The sequence below is a fragment of the Stenotrophomonas sp. 99219_Sma genome (genome assembly GCF_056480785.1).
The window spans coordinates 3,711,306-3,732,201 of record NZ_CM151117.1 but is presented as its reverse complement, the minus strand read 5'-3'; the positions used below and the strand labels follow the sequence as shown (position 1 = coordinate 3,732,201).

General features: G+C 65.5%; 15 protein-coding genes. 13 read left to right on the top strand and 2 right to left on the bottom strand.

Annotated elements, in window-relative coordinates; all coding sequences use genetic code 11:
• Positions 1–6: 6 nt before the first annotated feature.
• Positions 7–3,075: a formate dehydrogenase-N subunit alpha gene (gene fdnG / locus ACZK13_RS17010; protein WP_478481967.1), complete on the bottom strand. Its 3,069-nt coding sequence runs from the start codon at positions 3,073–3,075 to the stop codon at positions 7–9.
• A gap of 290 nt (positions 3,076–3,365) precedes the next feature.
• Here fdnG and gmk point away from each other — a divergent pair, with 290 nt between their 5' ends.
• The 5 genes from gmk (at position 3,366) to recG (ending at position 9,393) form a co-directional block, all read left to right on the top strand.
• Positions 3,366–4,031, top strand: coding sequence for a guanylate kinase (gmk, locus tag ACZK13_RS17005; protein WP_032956072.1), 666 nt, complete (start codon positions 3,366–3,368; stop codon positions 4,029–4,031).
• A gap of 110 nt (positions 4,032–4,141) precedes the next feature.
• Complete coding sequence (gene rpoZ / locus ACZK13_RS17000) at positions 4,142–4,441, top strand: DNA-directed RNA polymerase subunit omega (protein ID WP_005410877.1); 300 nt, start codon at positions 4,142–4,144, stop codon at positions 4,439–4,441.
• A gap of 106 nt (positions 4,442–4,547) precedes the next feature.
• Positions 4,548–6,710 carry a RelA/SpoT family protein gene (locus tag ACZK13_RS16995; protein WP_106551287.1) on the top strand — a complete coding sequence of 721 codons (2,163 nt, stop codon included), beginning with the start codon at positions 4,548–4,550 and terminating at the stop codon, positions 6,708–6,710.
• Positions 6,711–6,887: 177 nt separating this feature from the next.
• Entirely contained in the window at positions 6,888–7,274 is a 387-nt protein-coding gene (locus tag ACZK13_RS16990; protein WP_005410875.1) for a RidA family protein, read from the top strand.
• A gap of 67 nt (positions 7,275–7,341) precedes the next feature.
• Positions 7,342–9,393: an ATP-dependent DNA helicase RecG gene (recG, locus tag ACZK13_RS16985; RefSeq protein ID WP_478482528.1), complete on the top strand. Its 2,052-nt coding sequence runs from the start codon at positions 7,342–7,344 to the stop codon at positions 9,391–9,393.
• Between the two features lie 144 nt (positions 9,394–9,537).
• Here recG and ACZK13_RS16980 read toward each other — a convergent pair whose 3' ends face one another.
• Positions 9,538–10,866 (bottom strand): Fic family protein, encoded by a 1,329-nt coding sequence (locus ACZK13_RS16980; RefSeq protein ID WP_478481965.1) that lies wholly within the window; start codon positions 10,864–10,866, stop codon positions 9,538–9,540.
• Between the two features lie 223 nt (positions 10,867–11,089).
• Here ACZK13_RS16980 and ACZK13_RS16975 point away from each other — a divergent pair, with 223 nt between their 5' ends.
• From ACZK13_RS16975 to ACZK13_RS16940, 8 genes are all read left to right on the top strand, one after another.
• Entirely contained in the window at positions 11,090–12,028 is a 939-nt protein-coding gene (locus ACZK13_RS16975; protein WP_032127836.1) for a nucleoside hydrolase, read from the top strand.
• Between the two features lie 88 nt (positions 12,029–12,116).
• A complete protein-coding gene (locus tag ACZK13_RS16970) occupies positions 12,117–12,359 on the top strand; it encodes a type B 50S ribosomal protein L31 (RefSeq protein WP_005418951.1) in 243 nt (80 codons plus the stop codon).
• A gap of 296 nt (positions 12,360–12,655) precedes the next feature.
• The gene (locus ACZK13_RS16965; RefSeq protein WP_032127838.1) at positions 12,656–13,933 is read left to right on the top strand and encodes a citrate synthase; all 1,278 of its coding nucleotides are present in this window, start codon (positions 12,656–12,658) and stop codon (positions 13,931–13,933) included.
• Between the two features lie 290 nt (positions 13,934–14,223).
• On the top strand, positions 14,224–15,294 hold the full coding sequence (locus tag ACZK13_RS16960) for a hypothetical protein (RefSeq protein WP_125894095.1): 1,071 nt from the start codon (positions 14,224–14,226) through the stop codon (positions 15,292–15,294).
• A gap of 300 nt (positions 15,295–15,594) precedes the next feature.
• A complete protein-coding gene (locus tag ACZK13_RS16955; protein ID WP_125894097.1) occupies positions 15,595–15,957 on the top strand; it encodes a NirD/YgiW/YdeI family stress tolerance protein in 363 nt (120 codons plus the stop codon).
• A 505-nt stretch (positions 15,958–16,462) separates the two neighbouring features.
• On the top strand, positions 16,463–16,972 hold the full coding sequence (locus tag ACZK13_RS16950; protein ID WP_253145428.1) for a CS1 type fimbrial major subunit: 510 nt from the start codon (positions 16,463–16,465) through the stop codon (positions 16,970–16,972).
• Positions 16,973–17,023: 51 nt separating this feature from the next.
• Positions 17,024–19,756 carry a TcfC E-set like domain-containing protein gene (locus ACZK13_RS16945; RefSeq protein WP_478481963.1) on the top strand — a complete coding sequence of 911 codons (2,733 nt, stop codon included), beginning with the start codon at positions 17,024–17,026 and terminating at the stop codon, positions 19,754–19,756.
• Complete coding sequence (locus tag ACZK13_RS16940) at positions 19,753–20,892, top strand: CfaE/CblD family pilus tip adhesin (RefSeq protein ID WP_253145424.1); 1,140 nt, start codon at positions 19,753–19,755, stop codon at positions 20,890–20,892. Before ACZK13_RS16945 ends, ACZK13_RS16940 begins: the two co-directional genes overlap by 4 nt.
• Positions 20,893–20,896: the final 4 nt, after the last annotated feature.

Sequence of the window (20,896 nt, the reverse complement as noted above, 5' to 3'; positions counted from 1 at the left end):
TGTCTCCTACACCTTCTCGACCTTGACCAGGATGCACTTCGATTCGGGCGTCTGCGAGTTGCCGTCACCGATGGCGTTGGTCAGCGTATTGGCGATGTATCCGGGCTTGGCCGCACCGAGGAAACCCCAGTGGATCGGCACGCCCACCTGGTGCACGGTTCTGCCATCAATCTGCAGGGCCTTGATGCGCTTGGTCACCATCGCCACCGCTTCGATATGCCCGCGCTTGGAACTGACGCGCACGCGGCTGCCGTTGTTGATGCCCAGCTCATCGGCCAACGCCGCGCCGATCTCGACGAACTGCTCGGGCTGGATGATGGCGTTCAACTTGCCGTGCTTGGTCCAGAAGTGGAAATGCTCGGTCAGGCGGTAGGTGGTGGCTACATGCGGGAACTCGTCCGGCGAACCGATCTGTGCGCGATCGCTGGCGAACACGCGGGCCGCCGGGTTGTTCAACGTCAGTGCCTGGCCCGGGCTGAGCGGGTTGCTGCGCAGCGGGGTATCGAACGGTTCGTAGTGCTCCGGGAACGGCCCTTCGGCCATGCCAGCCTTGGCGAAGAAGCGGGCGATGCCTTCCGGGTTCATGATGAACGGGCCCATGCCGCCGGCGGGATCTTCATCCGCCTTGAAGTCCGGCACGTCCACGCTGCCCCAGTTCTTGCCGTTCCAGGCCAGCAGCGTGCGGCGCGGATCGAACGGCTGGCCGGCCACGTCGCACGAGGCGCGGTTGTACATCACGCGGCGATTGGCCGGCCATGCCCAGGCCCAGCCCAGCGTGTTGCCGATGCCGGTGGGGTCGCTGTTGTCACGTCGCGCCATCATGTTGCCGGTCGGGCCCCAGGCGCCGATGTAGATCCAGCAACCGGAGGACGTGCTGCCGTCGTCGCGCAGGTCGCCGAATGCCGCCAGCTGCTCGCCGGCCTTGCGCACCAGCTTGGTCGGGTCCTTCGGATCGAACACGTCGGCCAGTGCCTTGCCGTTGTATTCCATCGCCAGTTCTTCCGGCGTCGGCAGTTCCGGGTTGGAGTACTTCCAGGCCAGGTCGCGCACCGGCTCCCACCACGCACCGCCGTCCTTTTCGTACATCGCTTTGATGCGATGGAACAGCTCGGACATGATCTCGATGTCGCTGCGCGCTTCGCCCGGCGGATTGGCCCCCTTCCAGTGCCACTGCAGCCAGCGCGAGGAGTTCACCACCGCGCCGTTTTCCTCGGCGAAGGAAGTGGTCGGCAGGCGGAATACTTCGGTCTGGATCGTGCTCGGGTCAACGTCGTTCAGCGCGCCATGGTTCTGCCAGAACGCGATGGTCTCGGTTTCCAGCGGGTCCATGCTGACCATGAACTTCAGCTTGGAGAAAGCGCTGATCAGCTTGCCCTTGTTCGGCGCCGAGGCCAGCGGGTTGAAGCCCTGGCAGATGTAGCCGTGGATCTTGCCCTCGTTCATCAGCTCGTACGCCTGCAGCATGTCGTACGGCTTGTCGAGCTTGGGCAGGTAATCGAAACACCAGTTGTTGTCGGCGGTGGCGGCGTCGCCCCACCACGATTTCATCAGGCTGACGTGGAACTTCGGGTAGTTCTGCCAGAACGACATCTGGTTGGCGCGCAGCGGCTTCTGCGTGCGCTTGGCGATGTAGGCGTCGTAGTCCTGCTCGTCCTGTTTCGGCAGCGTCAGGTAGCCGGGCAGCAGGTCGGACATCAGGCCGATGTCGGTCAGGCCCTGGATGTTGGAATGCCCGCGCAAGGCGTTCATGCCACCGCCGGCCACGCCGATGTTGCCCAGCAGCAGCTGCACCATGGTGCCGGCACGCACGTTCTGCGCACCGATCGAATGCTGCGTCCAGCCCAGCGCGTACAGGATGGTCATCGCCTTGTCCTTGCCGGCGGTGGACGCGATCATCTCCCAGACCTGGCGGATGCTGTCCGCCGGCGTCCCGCAGATGCGTTCGACCATCTCCACGGTGTAGCGCGCGTAGTGCTGCTTGAGCAGGGTGTAGACGCAGCGCGGGTCCTTCAGCGTCGGGTCGCTGCGCACGAAGCCGTCGTCACCGTAGGCGTAGTCCCAGCTGGAACGGTCGTAGCTGCGCTTCTCCTCGTTGTAGCCCGAATACAGGCCGTCCTTGAAGGCGAACTCGTCCTTCACCAGGAACGACATGTCGGTGTAGTTCAGCACGTACTCGTGCTGGATGCGGTCCTCGGTCAACAGGTAGTTGATCAGACCGCCCAGGAACACGATGTCGGTGCCGGTACGGATCGGCGCATACACGTCGGCCACCGCGGCCGAGCGGTTGAAGCGCGGATCGACCACGATCAGCCGGGCCTTGTTGTGTGCCTTGGCCTCGGTCACCCATTTGAACCCGCACGGGTGTGCCTCGGCGGCATTGCCACCCATGATCAGGATCAGGTCGGCATTCTTGATGTCGACCCAGTGATTCGTCATCGCACCACGGCCTAGCGTCGGGGCAAGACCTGCCACCGTCGGGCCGTGTCAGACACGTGCCTGGTTGTCGAATGCCAGCATGCCAAGGGAGCGCACGACCTTGTGGGTCAGCACCGCGGTTTCATTGCTGGTCGCCGAGGCGGCGAGCATGCCGGTGGTCAGCCAGCGGTTGACCGTCTGCCCAGCCTCGTTCTTCTGCACGAAGTTGGCATCGCGGTCTTCCTTCATCAGCCGTGCGATGCGGTCCAGCGCATCGTCCCAGCTCAGCCGCTTCCACTCGTTCGAGCCCGGTGCGCGGTACTCGGGGTAGAGCAGGCGCGACTTGCTGTGGATGATGTCGGCCAGGCCGGCGCCCTTCGGGCACAGCGTGCCGCGGTTGACCGGATGGTCCGGGTCGCCTTCGATATGGAAGATGCTCGGCTCGGCGTTCTTGGCACCATCGCCGAGGCTGTACATCAGGATGCCGCAGGCCACCGAACAGTAGGTACAGGTGTTGCGGGTCTCGGTCGCGCGGGTCAGCTTGTACTGCCTGACCTCCGCGAGCGCGATGCCGGGCGCGAAGCCCATCAGTGCCAGGCTGGAGCCGACCAGGGTTGTCCCGGTCACTTTCAGGAACTGGCGGCGGGTCATCGAGGACATGCCGTTCTCCTGGGATGGCGGGGAGGCACGGGCCTCCGGGCTGTCGTTGGGTACGGCCCGGTTATAGCACAGGCCCCCGCATGCCCATGTGGCACAAGGCCCGGCGCCTGCCGGGCGGGCGCGCAAAGGGGCGGCTCTGGTAAAGTTGCGTGCCCGCCCCACGGGGAAGCGTCTGCCGGGCCTGGTTCCAGGATGTTCCGCGCAGCCCCCGCCGTCCTGGCGCGATCCTCCGCGCCGGATCTGGAACACCGAGGAAAAATTTTGCGAAATCAACCCGTTGGATCCCCCGCATGAGCGCCCCGTCAAAGCCGTCGGACGCCGTTGCGCGCGGCACGCTGTACATCGTTGCCGCCCCGTCCGGTGCCGGCAAGAGCAGCATCGTCAATGCCACCCTGGCGCGTGACCCGCAGATCGCCCTGTCGATCTCCTTCACCTCGCGCGCGATGCGCCCGGGTGAAGTGAACGGCCAGCACTACCATTTCGTCTCTGCGGAGAGGTTCGAGGAAATGATCGCCGCCGGCGATTTCTTCGAGCATGCCTGGGTGCACGGCGACTGGAAGGGCACCGCCCGCCAGTCGGTGGAGCCGCAGCTGGCCGCCGGCCAGGACGTGCTGCTGGAGATCGACTGGCAGGGCGCGCAGCAGGTGCGCCAGCTGGTGCCGGGCACGGTCACCGTGTTCATCCTGCCGCCGTCCAAGCAGGCCCTGCAGGACCGCATGCGCAAGCGCGGCCAGGACAGCGAGGCGGTCATCGCCCAGCGCCTGGGCGCGGCCCGTGACGAGATGCTGCACTTCAACGAGTTCGACTACGTGATCGTCAACGAGGTGTTCGACACCGCCGTGGACGAGCTGTGCGCCATCTTCACCGCCAGCCGGCTGCGCCGGGAGGCCCAGAAGGTCCGCCACGCCGGCCTGATCCAGGCCCTGCTGACCCCCGATCCGGGCGCAACTGACTGATTCCAAAAGAATCGGGTAGGGGCTGGCTTGATTTTGTCCAGCCCCTGCCAGTACACTCCGTCCCCTTTCCCTCATTCGACTGAGCGGCCGACCGGTCGCCGGGAGCCCGTATGGCCCGCATCACCGTAGAAGATTGCCTGGAAGTCGTTAACAACCGTTTCGAACTGGTCATGATGGCGTCCAAGCGTGCCCGCCAGCTCGCCAACGGCGTGCAGGCCACGCTGGACAACAGCGAGACCGAGGACAAGCCGACCGTGCTGGCGCTGCGCGAAATCGCCGCCCGCAAGATCGACAACGCGCTGATCGACGAAGTCGAGAAGGCCGAGCGTGAGCGCGCCGAGCGCGAAGCGCTGGAGTGGGCTGCCGCGGAAGTGGTCGCCGACGAAGACATGTCCAAGAACGACGATTGATCGCATCGATCAACGTAATCGTTGGATGTGCCGAACAGCCCGCCCCGTGCGGGCTGTTTCGCATTCAGGATTTGCCGTAAACGTCGCGCTGGAATAGGCTGCGGGCATGAACCCAGGCCCCACTGCCAAGGTCGCCGCAGCCCCCGCTGCCGCCGTACCCGACTACGTCCTCCAGCTTGAACGCGCCGCCCATTACCTGCCGCCGGAACAGCTGCCGCTGTTGCGCCGTGCCTGGGAAGTCGGCGCCGCCGCGCACGCTGGGCAGACGCGCAAGTCGGGCGAGCCCTATATCACCCATCCGGTGGCCGTGGCCCAGGTGCTGGCTGAGCTGGGCCTGGACGTGGAAGCGCTGATCGCCGCGATCCTGCACGACACCATCGAAGACACTCCGCTGACCCGTGAAGCGCTGGCCGCCGAGTTCGGCGAAGCCGTGGCCGAACTGGTTGACGGCGTGACCAAGCTGGACAAGCTGAAGTTCCGCGACCGCCAGGAAGCGGCCGCCGAGAGCTTCCGCAAGATGCTGCTGGCGATGTCGCGCGACCTGCGCGTGATCATGATCAAGCTGGCCGACCGCCTGCACAACATGCGCACGCTGGGCGCGCAGAGCCGCGAAGCGCGCGGCCGCATCGCCCGCGAGACGCTGGAGATCTACGCGCCCATCGCCCAGCGCCTGGGCATGAGCCTGGTCAAGAGCGAGCTGCAGAACCTCGGCTTCAAGGCGCTCTACCCGTGGCGCCACGCCATCATTGAAAAACACATCCGCAGCCAGCCGGTGGTGCGCCGCGAGGCGATGGCGCAGGTGGAAGTGCAGCTGTCGCAGCGCCTGGCCAAGGAGGGGATCGAGCATCGGCTGATCAGCCGCATCAAGACCCCGTGGAGCATCTACAACAAGATGCGCGACGAGAACAAATCCTTCGACCAGGTGATGGACGTGTTCGGCTTCCGCCTGGTCGTGCGCAGCGTGCCCAGCTGTTACCACGCGCTGGGTTCGGTGCATGCCACCTTCAAACCGCTGGATGGCCGCTTCCGCGATTTCATCGCCATTCCCAAGGCCAACGGCTACCAGTCGCTGCACACCGTGCTGTTCGGGCCGTATGGCTCGCCGATCGAAGTGCAGATCCGTACCGAGGAAATGGACCTGATTGCCGAACGCGGCGTGGCCGCGCACTGGACCTACAAGTTCGGTGGTGATTCGCCCAACAGCGCACAGAGCCGCGCGCACGCCTGGATCGTCGAGCTGATCGACTCGCAGCGCGCCGCCGGGTCCTCGCTGGAGTTCCTCGACAACGTCAAGGTCGACCTGTTCCCGGACGAGGTCTACCTGTTCACGCCGAAGGGCAAGATCCTGGCCCTGCCGCGCAACTCCACAGCGCTCGATTTCGCCTACGCCGTGCATACCGACGTCGGCAACATGGCCGTGGCCTCGCGCGTGGACAAGAAACTGGTGCCGTTGCGCACCAAGCTGGTGTCGGGGCAGTCGGTGGAGATCATCACCGCGCGCTCGGCCACGCCGAAACCGCAGTGGCTGGAATTCGTGGTCACCAGCAAGGCGCGCACCGCCATCCGCCATCAGCTCAAGCAGCTGGAGCACGAAGACGCCGTGCAGCTCGGCCACCGCATGCTGGACCGTGCGCTGGAAGCGATGGATTCCTCGTTGGAGCGGCTGCCGAAGGGGCGCCTGGATGCGTTCCTCACCGAGCATCGTTTCCCGCGCCTGGAGGCGCTGCTGGCCGAGGTCGCGCTGGGCAACTGGATGCCGACCCAGGCCGCGCAGGCACTGATGGCCTACGCCGAACTGCGTGGCGGCCCGCATTCGCGCCACCATTCGCAGGAAAAGATCCTGATCAACGGCAGCGAGCGCGGCGTGGTCACCTTCGCCGGCTGCTGCCAGCCGATTCCCGGCGACGAGATCATGGGCTACCACACCGCCGGCAAGGGCATCGTGGTGCACCGCATGGACTGCCCGAACCTGGCCGAGCTGCGCAAGTCGCCCGAGCGCTGGGTGCCGATCGGCTGGGATACCACCGTCTCCGGCGACTACGACACCTCGCTGGTGGTGGAAGTGGAGAACGGCACCGGCGTGCTGGCGCAGCTGGCCGCCGCCATCGCGCAGAGCCATTCCAACATCGAGCGTGTGGACTACCTGGACCGTGATTTCAACGCCGCCGTGCTGGCGTTCAACATCCAGGTGCGCGACCGCAACCACCTTGCCGAAGTGATGCGCCGCCTGCGCCGCCTGTCGGTCGTGCAGTCGGTACGCCGCCAGTAACGCGAACCCGGTAGTGCCGGCCGCTGGCCGGCAACTTCGCGATGCTTCCGACGTTCATGGGTTTGCCGGCCAGCGGCCGGCACTACCGAAGCGGCGCGGTAGATCCACGCCATGCGTGGATGCACCCCCACCCGGTACAATCACCGCTCTGTTTTCCCCCAAGCACCGGAGCGACCCATGTCCCGCCAGATCATCAACACCGAAAAGGCTCCCGCCGCCATCGGCCCGTATTCGCAGGCCGTGCGCGCCGGCAACACCGTGTACTTCTCCGGCCAGATCCCGCTCGACCCGGCCACCGGTGACATCGTCGGCGCCGGTGACGTCGAAGCGCAGGCCCGCCGCGCCTTCGACAACCTCAAGGCCGTGGCCGAAGCCGCCGGCGGCTCGCTGGACAAGGTCGTGCGCCTTGGCCTGTACCTGACCGACCTGGGCGAGTTCGCCAAGGTCAACGCCGTCATGCAGGACTACTTCCAGGCCCCGTACCCGGCCCGTTCCACCATCGAAGTCTCCGGCCTGCCGAAGGGCGCCAACTTCGAGGTCGACGCGGTGATGGTCATCGACTGACCGCCACGTGGCACGCAAGGCGGCGGTCACCCCGGTCCTGTCACCGTCCGGCGAAGCATCCTTGGCGATGCTCGCGGGCGTCGGTCCGGCCGTGGCCGCCAAACTGCAGGCGCGTGGCCTGGCCACCCTGCAGGATCTCTGGCTTCATCTGCCGCTGCGCTATGAAGACCGGACCCGGCTGACCCGCATCGAAGACCTGCGCAACGGCGTACCGGCGCAGGTGGAAGGGCGGGTGGTCGCGGTCGAGCGCGGCATGCGCTACCGGCCGATGCTGAAAGTGGCGGTGGAAGACGAAGGGCGGGGCACTTTGGTGCTGCGCTTCTTCCACTTCCGCCAGCAGCAGGTCGGCCAGTTCGCGGTCGGCAACCGGCTGCGCTGCTTCGGCACGCCCAAACCGGGCCAGCTCGGCCTGGAAATCGTCCACCCCAGCTACCAGGTGCTGGGCCGCAACGACGATCCCGAACTCGGCGACCGCCTCGACCCGGTGTATCCCACCGTGGAAGGCGTTGGCCCGATGACCATGCGTAAGCTGATCGGCCAGGCGCTGGACCGCCTGCCCGAGGAAAGCACGCTGGAACTGCTGCCCAGCGGCTGGCTGGATGGCCTCGGCCTGCCGTCACTGCGCAGCGCGTTGCTCACTGTGCACCGGCCGCCGCCGGATGCCGATCTGGCCGCGCTGGCCGCAGGCACCCATCCGGCGCAGCGTCGTCTGGCAATGGAAGAGCTGCTGGCCCACCACCTCAGCCTGCGCCGCCAGCGCATTGCCTTGCAGGCGCACCATGCGCCGCCGCTGGCCGGTCCTGGCAAGCTGGCCAAGGCGCTGCTGAAGCAGCTGCCGTTCGCGCTCACCGGCGCGCAGGCGCGCGTGTTCAAGCAGATCCGCGAGGACCTCGCGCGGCCCAGCCCGATGTTGCGGCTGGTGCAGGGCGATGTGGGCTCCGGCAAGACCGTGGTCGCCGCGCTGGCGGCGATGCTGGCGGTGGAGCAGGGCAAGCAGGTTGCATTGGCTGCGCCCACCGAACTGCTGGCCGAACAACATCTCAACAACCTGCGCGGTTGGCTGGAACCGCTCGGCGTGCGTATCGCCTGGCTGGCCGGCAAGGTCACCGGCAAGGCGCGCGCCAAGGTGATGGAGCAGGTCGCCAACGGCGAAGCGCAGGTGGTGGTCGGCACCCACGCGCTGATGCAGGAGGCGGTGGTGTTCCAGGATCTGGCGCTCGCCATCGTCGACGAGCAGCACCGCTTCGGCGTGCACCAGCGGCTGGCCCTGCGCGACAAGGGCGCGGGTGGCAACAGCGTGCCGCACCAGCTCGTGATGACCGCCACGCCGATTCCACGCACGCTGGCGATGTCCGAATACGCGGATCTGGATGTCTCGGCCATCGACGAACTGCCGCCGGGCCGCACCCCGGTGCAGACCGTGGCACTCAACAACGACCGCCGTCCCGAACTGATCGAGCGCATCGCGCTGGCCTGCCAGGAAGGGCGGCAGGTGTACTGGGTGTGCACGCTCATCGAGGAAAGCGAAGAGCTCGACGCCACGCCGGCGCAGGCCACTTACGAATCGCTGCAGGCGCTGCTGCCGGGCGTGCGCGTGGGGCTGGTGCATGGCCGCCTGAAGGCCGCCGAGAAGCTGGCGACGATGGTGGCGTTCAAGGCGGGTGAGATCGATCTGCTGGTGGCGACCACGGTCATCGAAGTGGGCGTGGACGTACCGAACGCTTCGCTGATGGTGATCGAGAATGCCGAGCGCCTCGGCCTGGCCCAGCTGCACCAGTTGCGCGGCCGCGTGGGCCGCGGTTCGGCGGTGTCGCGCTGCGTGCTGCTGTACCAGGCGCCGCTTTCGCAGATGGCACGCGAGCGTTTGCAGACCATGCGCGAAACCAACGATGGCTTTGTCATCGCCGAGAAGGATCTGGAGCTGCGTGGCCCCGGTGAACTGCTCGGTACCCGCCAGACCGGCCTGGCCGGTTTCCGCATCGCCGATCTCGCGCGTGATGCCGGCCTGCTGCCCGGCGTGCATGACCTGGCCGAACGCCTGCTGGACCAGCAACCCGCGCTGGCCGATCGCGTGGTGCAGCGCTGGATCGGCACCGCCGTGCGTTACGCCTCGGCGTAATGCCGCATTGGTGGGTGTGGACCCTGGTTCACACATCCACGCATGGCGTGGATCTACTGCGCGCTGCGCGCGTGAGTCGAGCATGGCTCGACTCTACAGGCAGCGCTTTCGATCACCTTCCCGTCATCCTCGCATGGCGTAGATCTACAGCGCCAAACGTTCCGACAGACCGGGTAGCACGAGATACTCGGACGCCTTCCCGACGCGCTCTTTGCTGACAAGCCCAGACGCCACCAATCCGTTCAGATCCTTCAACGCGGTCGGATAGGTAATGGTGTGTGCCGCCTGGTGGCTGGCGACGGTGTAGGTCCGGTCAGGATCCTTCAGCGCGTTGGCCAGCAACGCGCGCTGACGATGATTGAGAGGCACACCGCCAAGCCGGGCGGTTCGCAGCACGCGTCGCGCTGCCTGATCCTCCGCATGCTTCCTGGCGATGTAGGCATGCAAACCCTGGATCGATTGCTCAATCGCCTCCAGTTGTTGCGCCACGAAGTAGCCAAGATCCCGGTTGTCGCTTTCGGTGTAGAGGTAGGCCCGCATGTACTTGCCTGGGGACTCCTTCAACACGCTGGAAATGGAGAAGTACTCGGTCACCCAATATCCGGCATTCATCATCGCCCAGTAGAACAGTGCGCGTGCCGTACGGCCATTGCCATCCACGAAAGGATGGTCATAGCCAATCTGGAAATGCAGTGCGATGGCTTTGGCGACAGGATGGATGAACGGTGTGCTTTCCTCATTGATGAACGTGCACAGCCGCTCGATCCGTGCGGGCACTTCCTCGGCCGGAGGAGGGATGTGCAGCAGCGTAGGTGGTGAGCCGCGATCGAAGATCGCAACGTTGTCTTCGGCGGTTCTGAAACGCCCGCTGTCGGTTGGAAGCTCCAGCGTGCCGTCGGTGAGGATGCTGTGCAGCTCCAGAATCTCGCCGGGAGTGATCGGGCGTATGCCGCGCTCGCGGATCACGTTCATTGCCACGTAGTTGTTGTAGATCATGCGCTCGGACTGGTCGCGCGGCGCACGGCCTGTGCTCAGCATTTCCTTTGCCACCGCCCGCGTGGTCGAGGCGCCCTCCAGCTGCGATGAGGTCATCGCTTCCTCGATCAGCGAGCGGATCAGGAACCGTCCTTGGCCGCTGGCAGCATCCACACCCTTCACCGAGCCTGCGGCCTCCCGATCAATGTAGTGCAGGTGCCGCTGCATTGAATCGGTAAGTGCCAGCCTGAAGGGTTGCTGCGTCTTGTCCAGCAACAGCGGTAGCGGCTTCAGCAATGCTGCGCGCGTCCACGTGATGCCCAGCCACCATTGCTCCGCGTTCAGGCCCGCCGGTGGCGCTCTGTGGCGGACTTTGTCCCAGTGCTCATAGGCGCCGTTCACCTCGGGCCCGATCCGGGCGTCCAGGATGGTACCGAGGGTCTCCATGTACTTCCGGGTGAGGGTTGCCAGATCGGGAGCTGGCGCGGGCAGCTTCATGGTTGTTTTCTATAAAATGTTCAACACTTTTTATAGCAAATGATGTTGGGCGCTCCAAGCGACCCGAACTAGAATCTGTTCATGTTCGTGAGTGCGTTGGGCGGGGCGTTGGTGGGGCAACGGATCCAACCCTCTCCACTACATCTTTGCCGCCGGGGCAGACCGGTATTGCAACGGTCATCATCCCGGTCCACACTTCGTTGCCGATCTGAAGACGGCAACGATGACCCACAAGATCCCCCTGTTGATCGACACCGACCCCGGTGTGGACGACGCCCTGGCCCTGCTGATGGCCTTTGCCGATGAACGGCATGACGTGGTCGCCCTGACCATCGCCGCCGGCAATGTCGGCCTGCAGTACACCGTCCGCAACGCCCTCAAGCTCTGCGACATCGTCGGCCGCGCCGACGTACCGGTGTTTGCCGGCAGCCCGGATCCGCTGCTGCATCCCTCCGTTGACGCCGCCCACGTGCATGGCCGTGACGGCTACGGCGACGTGGACCTGCCGCCGCCGAGCCGCCAGGCTGAAGCCGAGCACGCCGCACTGGCCATCCTGCGCCTGTCGCACGAGCACGCCGGTGAACTGATGCTGGTGATGCTTGGCCCGCTGACCAACCTGGCCCTGGCACTGAAGCTGGACCCGACCCTTCCCGAGCGCATCAAGCGCATCGTGGTGATGGGCGGTGCGGTCACCTGCCACGGCAACATCACCCCGGCGGCCGAATTCAACATCGCGTTCGATCCGGAAGCGGCGCACGTGGTGTTCACTTCGTTCAAGCACCTGCTGGTGTCGGACTGGGAGGCCACCGTTGCCCATGGCCTGCCGCTGCAGGATGCTGAAAAGTGGCTGCAGGCCGATTCCGATCGCGCCCGTTTCTACGAGCTGATCTCGCGCAAGACCCGTGGCCTGTCCGAAGACAGCAAGGGTGGCCGCTGGTATACCGCCGATGCGGTCGCCATGGCCTGGGCGCTGAACCCGGAAGGGCAGCTGCAGGTCGAATCGCGGCCGCTGAACGTGGAGCTGAACGGTACGTTCAGCCGCGGCGCCACCATCGTCGACTGGAACCGCCAGACCGGCCAGCCGGACAACTGCGATCTGCTGATGGCCTACGACCAGCAGCGTTTCGAGGCCCTGGTGCGCCAGGCCCTGGGCGCGGACTGAAGTCTGTTGGCCCGCACCGGTTGCCCCGAGCGGCAACCGGTGCTTATAATGCCGCTCTTGACCACCAGCCCATTTACGGTGTGAGCCCATGAAGGCCGATATCCATCCGAACTACCGCGACGTCGTCTTCCATGACGTCACCTCCGATTTCAAGTTCCTGACCCGCTCGACCATGGGCACGAAGGAAACCATCCAGTGGGAAGACGGCAACGAATACCCGCTGGTCAAGGTTGAAATTTCCTCTGCTTCGCACCCGTTCTACACGGGCAAGCACAAGGTCATCGACACCTCGGGCCGTATCGACAAGTTCCAGAAGCGCTACGCGCGCTGATCTGTCGATCCAGCTTCGAACCGACGGCCGCGCTCTGCGCGGCCGTTTGTTTTTCCCCAACGCCAACCCAACGGGCGTTTGGATGGACGGAACACTGCGTTCGTGTGACAACGCTTTTGCCGATCCGGGCCGCTCAACGGCCGGCGTCTGGCCGCCTGTCGTATACGACTTCTGTCTAGCGCCGGGCAAATGCTGCTGTGCGATAATGGCGTGATCCCCGGCACAGGCCGAGGACGTCATTCACGTGCCTGACCAATGCGCTTGGGCAGGCGCCTTCCCATGAAGGAGCGCACACAGTGTCCGATCTTGATCAGGTCACGCTCAACGCCGGCGATAAGTCGGTCGTTCTGCCCGTCATCAAACCCACCCTTGGCAACGACTGCGTCGACATCGCGAAGCTGACCAAGGAAACGGGGTATTTCACCTACGATTCCGGCTTCACCGCGACGGCCAGCTGCAAGTCCGCCATCACCTACATCGACGGCGACAAGGGCGTGCTGCTGTACCGCGGCTACCCGATCGAACAGCTGTCGGAAAAGTCGAGCTACGTCGAAGTGGCCTACCTGCTGATCAACGGCGAGCGCCCGAGCGCCGAGCAGCTGAAGGCCTTCACCGACGAGCTGGCGGCTGAAGCCAACGTCGATGAGTCGATCAACACCCTGATCGGCAGCTTCGCCAAGGATGCACATCCGATGGCCATCCTGACCGCCGCCATCGCGCAGCTGTCGGGCATCTACCACGCCTCGCTGGACCTGTCCGACGCCGAACAGCGCCGCCAGGCCGCTGTGCGCCTGATCGCCAAGGTGCCGACCCTGTCGGCGCTGATCTACCGCCACGGCAAGGGCCTGCCGGCCAACAAGCCGGACACCTCGCTGGACTATGTCAGCCGCTTCCTGAAGCAGACCTTCGAGTCGGCTGATGGCCAGTACGATCTGAACCCGGACGTGGTCAAGGCGCTGGACCTGCTGTTCATCCTGCACGCCGACCACGAGCAGAACGCCTCGACCTCGACCGTGCGTCTGGTCGGCTCGACCGGTGCCAACCCGTACGCGTCGGTTGCCGCTGGCGTCACCGCGCTGTGGGGTCCGGCCCACGGCGGTGCCAACGAAGCCGTGCTGAAGATGCTGGAAGAGATCGGCAGCGCTGACAACGTCGAGTCCGCCGTGGTCAAGGCCAAGGACAAGACCTCCGGCTTCCGCCTGATGGGCTTCGGCCACCGCGTGTACAAGAACTTCGATCCGCGCGCCAAGGTCATCGGCGAGATGACCAGCAAGGTGCTCAAGCAGCTGGGCGTGCAGGATCCGCTGCTGGACGTGGCCGTGAAGCTGGAACAGGCTGCGCTGCAGGACGAGTACTTCGTCGCCCGCAAGCTGTACCCGAACGTCGATTTCTACAGCGGCATCATCTACAAGGCGCTGCAGATCCCGACCGAGATGTTCACCGTCATGTTCGCCCTGGGCCGTACCTCCGGCTGGGTCTCGCATTGGCTGGAACAGCAGGTTGACCCGGAAATGAAGATCGGCCGTCCGCGCCAGGTCTACACCGGCAGCGACGTGCGCGACTACCAGGGCTGATCGCCCGCGTAGATTGTGCCGAGAACGCCCCGCATCTGCGGGGCGTTTTTTTTGAGCGGACCTGGTAGGTGCGGACCGTTGGTCCGCACGATTTCGGCGCCCGCGAAAAATCATCCACGCATGGCGTGGATCTACCACCGCATCCGCCTTCGGTAGGTGCCAACCTTGGTTGGCACGCTCTTCACCGCGCCAAGACCGCGTGATTCAAGGGTCTCGCCAGCTTCACAAGCGCTCGCGCAGCCTCAGGACGCCAGCTGCATCCGCAGCATCTGATCCGGAGCGTCCGTCCCATGAGTACCCGATTCGACCCACCCGAGCGCGGCCCGCTCGGCCCTGACGTCGGCACTGTCGTCGCCGCCCCCATCGTCGCCCCGCCAAGCGAAAGCGCCGTGTCCTGGGGTGCAATCTTCGCCGGTGCCGCCGCCGCCGCCGCGTTGTCCCTCATCCTGCTGATTCTCGGCGTGGGCCTGGGGCTGTCCTCGGTGTCGCCGTGGTCGTTCGAAGGCGTCAGCAAGGAAACCTTCGGTTGGTCCAGCATCATCTGGCTCACCTTCACTGCGCTGGCGGCTTCGGGTCTGGGTGGCTATCTGGCAGGACGCCTGCGTACCAAGTGGACGCAGATCCACGGCGACGAAACCTACTTCCGCGATACCGCACATGGCTTCGTGTCGTGGGCGGTGGCCACGCTGCTCACCGCCGGTCTGCTCACCTCGGCCATCGGCGGCGTACTCGGCACGGGCGCGAAAGTGGCCGGTGCCACGGCTGGTGCTGCAGTATCCACCGCCGGCGTCGCCGCAGCGGGCGCCGGTAGCGTTGCGGCGGCTGCACCGGAAGGCGACCTCAACTACTGGGTGGACTCGCTGTTCCGCAGCGCCACCAGCGCAGGGCCGTCTGATCCTGCAACGCCGCCTCCGCCGGGTGCGCCGATGGATCCGAATGCGGCCCCGTCGCCGCCGGTCGCAAGCGTCGGCCCGCGCGACGCGCGCATGGCCGCACCGCCGCGTCCGATGCCGGGTAATGGCCCGGTGGCTGACCGCCGTGAAGTGCGTGCCGAGGTGAATCGCATCATCGTCAACAGTCTGCAGGGAGATGGCCTGGATCCGGCCGACACCCAGTACCTGTCCCAGCTGATCGCGCGCGAGACCGGCATGAGTCAGGCCGAAGCGCAGGCGCGCGTGACCGATGTGCAGACGCGCATGCGTGCTGCGCTGGAGAAGGCCAAGAACACTGCCAAGCAGGCGGCCGACGACGCCCGCAAGGCAGCAGCGTATGCCGCGCTGTGGCTGTTCATCACGCTGCTGATCGGCGCGTTCTTCGCCAGCCTCAGCGCCACCTGGGGCGGCCGCCGTCGCGACCTGTAACCCCCGTTCCATGCAAGGAGACCTGCCATGAAAATGATTCTGCTCTGGTTGTTGGGCGTGCCGATTCCGCTGCTGATCCTGTACGCGATCTTCTTCTGATCGCGCGCCAATGCGAGGTCCACGCATGCGTGGATGGGTATTTGTAGGGTCGAGCCGTGCTCGACTCTACAAAACCTTGCTTCAGGATCTGAACGAATTCTGACACTGAGTGTCGCTTTCGCATCTTTTCGGATCTATTGCATAGGCATCACATCCGGGGCGATAGAACCTGAGGGCACTTACTCAGCCACGGAGACCACCATGAACCGACTGCTTGCCATTGCCCTCATCGCCACGCCGCTGGCTCTGCTGAGCCCGCACGCATTTGCCCAGTACACCGGCCCAGGCGCAGGAACCGCTGCCAGCACCGTGGCCGATGCGCGCGCCCAGCGCGACGACCAGCCGGTGGTGCTGCGTGGCAACCTCGTCGCCAAGCTTGGCCACGAGCGTTACCAGTTCCGCGATGCCAGTGGCCAGATCGAAGTGGAGATCGATGACGAAGACCTGCCGCAGCAGGCCATTGGTGCGGACACCGTGGTGGAACTGCATGGCAAGGTCGATACGCATCGGTTCAAGCCGACCGACATCGATGTTGATCGCGTGGCCGTGGTGCCCGCAGGCTGAGGCTCGCGCTCATTGCGACATGTAGAGTCGAGCCATGCTCGACTCGCACGCACAGCGCGAACAGCAGTCGAGCATGGCTCGACTCTACAAAGGCGAGGCAATGAGGTTTGTTGTATTCAATGGATGAGGAAAATTGCATAGCCATGGCCGGTGGATCCACGCCATGCGTGGATGGCCCACTGTAGAGTCGAGCCATGCTCGACTCGCACGCATAGCGCGAACAGCGCGAACAGCAGTCGAGCATGGCTCGACTCTACAAAGGCGAAGCAATGAGATTTTTTGCATTTACCGAATGAGGGAAATTGCATAAGCCTGGAACGTTGAACTAATTCAAAGATTCTTCTTAACGTTCAACGTTTTAGGAATGCTTGAATGGCCTGCAGGACAATGGGTTTCTAACATTCTCTCCGTCGCCCGCAACCACCTCTGCGGGCGGCGCCTCCCTCCCTTTCTCCTTAGGGGAGGGGGGCTTTCTCATTCCCCCCTTGTCCGAGAGAGACGCCCCATGCACGCCATTCTCAAGAAGGCCGCGCTCGCTGCAGCGCTGGCCACGGCTTCGCTGTCCGCGCACGCCGTGGAAACCAAGATCTCCGTCTACGCCGACGTCGACCCAACCCTGGCCCTGCTGCGTGATGACGGCAGCGCACTGCCGGACGCCGTCACCCTGACCCATGATCCGCTACGCGGCCTGGTGCCGAGCACCCAGCATGTGCGCATCCACTCCAATGATGAAGCCGCCGATATCGAGGCCAAGATTGGTAGCGCCTTCGTGCTCGCCAACGGTGATGGCAAGGTTACTGTGCCGATGACGGTCAGCCTCAACAACCGCGCGCTGGCAGTGACTCCGATTGAGTTCAAGGCCGCCGATCTGTTCACCGGTGCCGGTTCCACCCCGGGCGCGTCGATCTCGATGCCGCTGACCATCGCGCAGACCACGCCGGCCCCGATTGCCACCAAGGGTGCCTACACCGGCATCGTCAACATCGTGCTGAACCAGAAGGCCACCACGCCGTAATCCCCGCGCCGGCCCGCACGCCGGGCCGGCTGCTTTTCCAGCGGTACCCCCATGACCCCACACGCCCCCGCCATCACCCGGCTGGCGGTCGCGCTCGCCCTGGCGCTGGCAACGCCGCTGGTGGCGGCGCGCGGCGTCCCGCCCGGCTTCGAGGATCTGGTCGAAGGCCAGACCGAACAACTCGACATCCAACTGTTCGGCCGCTCGGCCGGGCTGTCGCCGGTGCGCGTGACCCTGGAACACGTGCAGCTGGAAGACCCCGCGCAGGTGCTGCAGGCACTCGACCTGCCCGCCGAGGCGCAGGCCGCGCTGCTGCCCGCGTTGTCCCAGCCGATGCCGCGCAACAGCCATCTGGCCTGCCGCTTCGGTGGAGCCACCGCCGGCTGTGGCTATCTCGATCCTCCAGAAGACCCCGCTGCCGTGCGCGCGCTGTACGACGAAGGCGAGGGCGCGGTGCGCCTGTTCGTTGCTCGCCAATGGATTCCCGGTAAGCCCGCTGCCGAACGCTTCCACACCGTCAGCGCCAACGCCGAGAACGCCTTCCTGCACCAGCAGGTGATCAATGTCAGCGGCAGCCGCGACTACCAGACGCTTTCCGCGCGTGGCACCGGCGTGCTGGGCCTGTTCGATCGCGGGCATGTCTCCGCCGAATGGAACTTCAACCAGCAGCGCTACCGCGGCCGCGGCAGTGACAGCGCGTTCGAGTTCGACAACGTTTATTACCGCCATGACCTGGGGCAGGCGCATTACCTGCAGGCCGGGCGCATGGACCGCCGCAACCTGTCCAGCCCGCAGGGCGGCACCTTCAGTTTCAGCATGCTGCCGCTGGACCGCCTGCAGGGCCTGCGCGTGGGCACCACCCAGGCCTATGTCGACGCCGATGCCGCCGTGCAGGCCACGCCGCTGACCGTGCTGCTGGCGCGCGATGCACGCGTGGATGCCTACGACGGCACGCGGCTGCTGCAGACCTCCTACCTGCAGGCCGGCATCAACCAGATCGACACCCGTAACTTCCCGTTCGGCAACTACAACGTCACCCTGCGCATCTACGAAGACGGCGTGCTGGTGCGCAGCGAAGACGCGCCGTTCGACAAGGGCGGCGACTGGACCAACAGCCAGTGGCAGTGGTTCGTGCAGGGCGGCCAGCGCAACGAGCGCCGCAGTGACCGCTTCGATGGCGAACGCGTGGCCGTGGCCGGGATGCGCGTGCCGCTGGGCCGCGACGTGGCGATGGTGGCCGGCGCCGCCGACCTCGGCGGATTCCGCTATGGCGAACTGCGCGTGGACCTGCGCCGCCTGTACGCCACCCAGGAACTGCGCGCCAGCATCGGCGGCATGCGCGGCAACGATGGCAGCACCGGCCAGCAGCACCAGCTGTCGTACCGCCGCACCGCATCCTGGAACATCTACCAGCAGCGCATGCGCGGCAAGGCCTGCCAGTTCGAGGCCGACGCCCGCGACCAGCTGGGCTGCACCAACTCGCTCAGCGCCTCGATGGCGCTGCCGCTGGCCGGTGGCAGTGCCTATGTGGGCTACACGCGGCGGCAGACCTGGCGCGCCGGGCGCGAGCTCCCCGGTGCAGAGGGCGACCCGCTGGCCGGGCTGGACCCGCTGCTGCCACCGCCGCCGCCGTGGCAGCCACGTCGCGAGCCGCAGCTCAGCCGCACCTGGCAGGCCAGCTTCAGCCGCAGCCATCGCTGGCAGGATTTCAGCGTCTCCACCCGCGTGGGTGTGTGGCAGCAGCGCGCCAGCGACAGCCTGCGCGGCAGTGACCAACGTGATCGCGGCATCTACTTCAACCTGAGCCTGACCCGCCTGCTGCGCGGCACCGCCGGCAGCGGCCAGCGCCGCTACAGCGTGGACGTGCGCCAGCCGCAGCACCAGCGCCCGGACATCAACTACAGCGTTGGCCACAGCCTGCGCCAGGAAGTCGATGCGCAGTACCGCGAGCTTTCGGCCGAACTGCGCGCCAACAACAGCGACCGCTACAGCGCCACGCTCAGTGGCCAGCTGCAGAACAGCCTCGGCCAGAGTGGCGCCACGCTGGCGCACTACCAGCAGCGCGGCCGCAGCGAGACCGCCTACAGCGGCATGCACAGCTCCGGCTTCGCACTGGGCAAGCGCGGCTTCTACTGGAGCGGCAGTAACGGCGCCGACGCCGGCCTGGCCGTGCAGGTGTCCGACACCGACGACGTTGACCTGCGTGGTGTGGCGGCCGAACTGCAGGTGGGTGGCCTGCGCAGGCAACGCCTGCAGATTGGCGAGCGCAGGTTGCTGCCGTTGTCGTCGTACCAGTCGCACCGCGCCGAAGTACAGGACGCCAGCACGCTGGACAGCATTGCCGCCATCCGCGTGACCGGCGTGGGTGGCGCGCGGCCGATGTTCCTCAGCCCCGGGCGGCTGATGCGCATGCCGGTGCCGATCGAGGTGACCTACACCTTCATCGGCAACGCCAAGGATCTTGCCGGAGCGCCGCTGGGCGGCGCCCGCATCCTCAACGCGCCGGTGCCCGGCACCAGCGCCAACGGCGGCTTCGTTGCCGACTTCCCGCGTCGCGAGACAACGCTGTACCTGCTGCAGGACGACCGCCTGCTGCACTGCCCGCTGCAGGTGCGCGAGCGCCGCCAGGTGGTGCTGCTGGTGGGCGCCGTGCACTGCGAGCCGCTGGCTGTGGCCCAGCTGCCGCCGCAGATCCGCCAGCAGGCCCGGGTGACCCGCCTGCTGCAGGAACGCGCGTTGATTGCCGCCACGCCCCAGACCGCTGCTGCAGGAGGAACGCCATGAACCGGCGAGTGTTGTTGGTGTTGATGCTGATGTGTGCGCTGGTGGTGCTGGCGCCGAGGGCGTGGGCGCAGCGCCCACCCGATACGGATCCGCCCAGTGGTGTGATTACGCGCGATATCAAGATGGCGTGGGATCGCTCGGCGATGCCGGGGGATATCGAGATTTGGGTGCCCAAGACTTTGATCGCGTATGACATAGATCTGAGTAAGCAATACGGAAAGCTCTATCTGACGTGCGAGTCAATCATTGATCCCGCATCTGGAATGTGCCGTACGGAAGATACAGAGGCAGAAAGTGGCGATGTAACCAGTGTGATACCGGTACGGGCGATAGAAGAGCGTACGGGAAGTCCGAGTACGATCAACTTCGCTGCTTCCATCTATAGGGCTGATTCCACCCAAATCTGTTCACTCGACTACTTTCGGGATACCAGATACGCAATCTGGTCTTCGCATTCCAGACCTTGCGGCAGTGACTACGCAGTCGGCACAGGTCTGACCATTGCGATTGCCGGAGATAGCGTTGCGCGCTTGGTGGCCGGTCGCTGGAGGGGCAGTCTCGTACTCAATCTGAGAATGCCACCAGGCAGGCATTTGGCGAAGTATGTCGTCAACTTCGACTTCACCGTCACTGACTACGACGCGATTTCAATCTACTTCCCCGGCTTCGACGGCGTTGCACCCCTAGTCAACATGGACCTGCGCTACGACCCCATCCGCAAGGTCGTCGCCGGGCGCAAGGACGTGGATATGTGTCTCTACGACGGCGTGGGTTCGCAGAGCGAATTCCTCGGCGTCACCGTGCGCGACAGCGGGCCGCGCCCGCCGCCAGGGCGGGACTTCGCGGTCTGGCATCAGGATGGCGGCAGCGACGATACCCAGCGCCTCGACTACCAGGTCGGCCTCAACTACGGCGGCAATCTGCTGGCGATGAAGCACGGCGAGGAACAGCAGCTGCGCGGCATCGACAGCGCGCAGCTGCGCATGGTGCTGCTGCCGGGCATCGGCCAACCCGTGTACTGCGTGCCCACGCCGCTGACGCTGGAAACACCGCCCACGCCCATCGCCAGCAAGCGCCCCGGTCTCTACGACGGCGAGCTGACGGTAGAGCTGCGCGTGCCGACTGCCAAACCCTGATCTC